The 3,243-nt window shown below is 48.9% G+C and carries 1 tRNA gene and 2 rRNA genes; all 3 read right to left on the reverse strand.

Going from position 1 to position 3,243, the window contains the following annotated elements:
- Window positions 1-93 (reverse strand): 5S ribosomal RNA (gene rrf, locus DW938_RS14325); the annotation flags it as partial.
- Window positions 94-167: 74 nt separating this feature from the next.
- Window positions 168-3,004 (reverse strand): 23S ribosomal RNA (locus DW938_RS14330).
- A 159-nt stretch (window positions 3,005-3,163) separates the two neighbouring features.
- Window positions 3,164-3,240, reverse strand: a tRNA-Ile gene (locus DW938_RS14335).
- Between the last annotated feature and the right edge of the window lie 3 nt (window positions 3,241-3,243).

Consider the following 3,243-nt stretch of genomic DNA (forward strand, 5'->3'; position numbering starts at 1 on the left):
GGACGTTACCATCCAAGTATTTTCGGCGAAGAAGAGCTTAACTACTGTGTTCGGCATGGGAACAGGTGTGACCTCAACTCAAACGCCACCGACTAAGTGAAGAGGAACGAATCCTCAAAATTGAATAATGAAAAAGCTGTTGGTTAAAAGGAGTAGTCATAACCAATAAGGTTAAGCCCTCGACCGATTAGTACTCGCTAGCTAAACACGTCACCGTGCTTACACTTTGAGCCTATCAACCTTGTAGTCTTCAAGGGGTCTTACTCTGTAAACAGAAGGGATATCTTATCTTAAGGGCGGCTTCACGCTTAGATGCCTTCAGCGTTTATCCGTTCCGCACATAGCTGCCCAGCTGTGCCACTGGCGTGACAACTGGTGCACCAGAGGTGCGTCCATCCCGGTCCTCTCGTACTAGGGACAGCTCCTTGCAAATATCCTACGCCCACGACAGATAGGGACCGAACTGTCTCACGACGTTCTGAACCCAGCTCGCGTACCGCTTTAATTGGCGAACAGCCAAACCCTTGGGACCGAATTCAGCCCCAGGATGCGATGAGCCGACATCGAGGTGCCAAACCTCCCCGTCGATGTGGACTCTTGGGGGAGATCAGCCTGTTATCCCCAGGGTAGCTTTTATCCGTTGAGCGACGGCATTTCCATTCACATACCGCCGGATCACTAACTCCAACTTTCGTTACTGCTCGAACCGTCATTCTCGCAGTTAGGCTCGCTTTTGCGTTTACACTCTGACGCATGGTTTCCATCCATGCAGAGCGAACCTTTGAGCGCCTCCGTTACTCTTTAGGAGGCGACCGCCCCAGTCAAACTGCCCACCTAACAATGTCCCCCGACTTGCTTCAAAGCCGCAGGTTAGAATTCCAGCACTCCAAGAGTGGTATCCCAAGGTCGACTCCACACAAGCTGACGCCTGTGCTTCCCAGTCTCCCACCTATCCTGTACGTGAAATACCGAAATCCAATATTAGGCTACAGTAAAGCTCCATGGGGTCTTTCCGTCTAGTCGCGGGTAACCGGCATCTTCACCGGTACTACAATTTCGCCGGGCGGGTTGTTGAGACAGTGCCCAGATCGTTACACCTTTCGTGCGGGTCAGAACTTACCTGACAAGGAATTTCGCTACCTTAGGACCGTTATAGTTACGGCCGCCGTTTACCGGGGCTTCAATTCAATGCTCTCACATCTCCTCTTAACCTTCCGGCACCGGGCAGGTGTCAGCCCCTATACGTCATCTTTCGATTTAGCAGAGACCTGTGTTTTTGCTAAACAGTCGCCTGGGCCTATTCTCTGCGGCTCAATCACTTGAGCACCCCTTATCCCTAAGTTACGGGGTCAACTTGCCGAGTTCCTTAACAACCCTTCTCCCGTTGGCCTTAGAATCTTCTTCCTATCTACCTGTGTCGGTTTGCGGTACGGGCACCTAAGATATTCATACAGCTTTTCTTGTCTCTTTCCATGATGACTTCTCTACTCATTTTCGATCCCTTACGACCGGGTCAACCATCGCCCGGCAACATCACTTCTAAAGCGTCCCTGTACTTAAATCTTTCGGTGGCTACGGAATTTCAACCGTATGTGCATCGGCTACGCGTCTCCGCCTCGCCTTAGCCCCCGGCTTACCCTGAGCGGACGAACCTTCCTCAGGAAACCTTAGATTTTCGGCCATTATGATTCTCACATAATTCTCGCTACTCATTCCGGCATTCTCACTCGAATAAAGTCCACCAGCGCTTCCGCTCTGACTTCACCCCTTATTCGACGCTCTCCTACCACTCTAAATTACTTTAGAATCCCAAGCTTCGGTACATTGTTTAGCCCCGTTGAATTTTCGGCGCAGGGTCACTCGACCAGTGAGCTATTACGCACTCTTTTAATGAGTGGCTGCTTCTAAGCCAACATCCTGGTTGTTTATGCAACCCCACATCCTTTTCCACTTAACAATGTTTAGGGACCTTAGCTGTGGGTCTGGGCTGTTTCCCTTTTGACAATGAGACTTATCTCACATTGTCTGACTCCCGTGAATCAATTATCTGGCATTCTTAGTTTGATAGGGTTCAGTAATCTTTCGACCCCTAGCCCATTCAGTGCTTTACCTCCAGTAATCTTTCACGAGGCTAGCCCTAAAGCTATTTCGGAGAGAACCAGCTATATCCGAGTTCGATTGGAATTTCTCCGCTATCCACACCTCATCACCGGCCTTTTCAACGGACGTGTGTTCGGCCCTCCATGGAGTTTTACCTCCACTTCAGCCTGGACATGGATAGGTCACTCGGTTTCGGGTCTATTGCATACGACTTTTTCGCCCTGTTCAGACTTGCTCTCGCTTCGGCTCCGTGCCTTAAGCACTTAACCTTGCCGCATACAATAACTCGCCGGACCATTCTACAAAAGGTACCCGATCACACTTTGACGTGCTCTCGGTGCTTGTAAGCATAGGGTTTCAGGTTCTTTTTCACTCCCCTCCCGGGGTTCTTTTCACCGTTCCTTCACAGTACTATTCGCTATCGGTCATTAGGTAGTATTTAGGCTTGGAGGATGGTCCCCCCATCTTCCCACGGGGTTTCACGTGTCCCGCGGTACTTTGGATACAGCTCGCTGACTTTCTCTTTCGCTTACGTGACTCTCACACTCTTCGGTACGTTTTCCCACACGTTTCAACTAGAAATTATCAATACTAAATGCTGTCCGAAACCCCATAAGTATTGCTACCTATGGTTTAGCCTCTTCCGCTTTCGCTCGCCACTACTCACAGAATCTCGGTTGATTTCTCTTCCTCGCCCTACTTAGATGTTTCAGTTCAGGCGGTTCCCCTCATATACCTATTTGATTCAGTATATGATGTATGTGCATACACATACGGATTGCTCCATTCGGAAATCTGCGGATCAATTCATACTTGCTGATCCCCGCAGCTTATCGCAGCTTATCACGTCCTTCGTCGGCTCCTAATGCCAAGGCATTCTCCCTACGCTCTTCTTAGCTTAACCATTTTTGAATTATGTCTAATCCTCTTAATTTTTATGCTAATTGCAGGTTTTTTACCCGACTTTAACTTTCGTTATTGTCGTTCATTTTTCCTCATTTGCATTACTTTTGCTTTTCATTATTCAATTTTCAAGTTTCGTTCCTTGCAAGATCTCTCTTGCTGGTGGGCACAAGTGGACTCGAACCACCGACCTCACGCTTATCAGGCGTGCGCTCTAACCACCTGAGCTATGCGCCCATT

Source organism: Ruminococcus sp. AM43-6, from assembly GCF_003461785.1.
GTDB lineage: Bacteria > Bacillota > Clostridia > Oscillospirales > Ruminococcaceae > Hominimerdicola > Hominimerdicola aceti.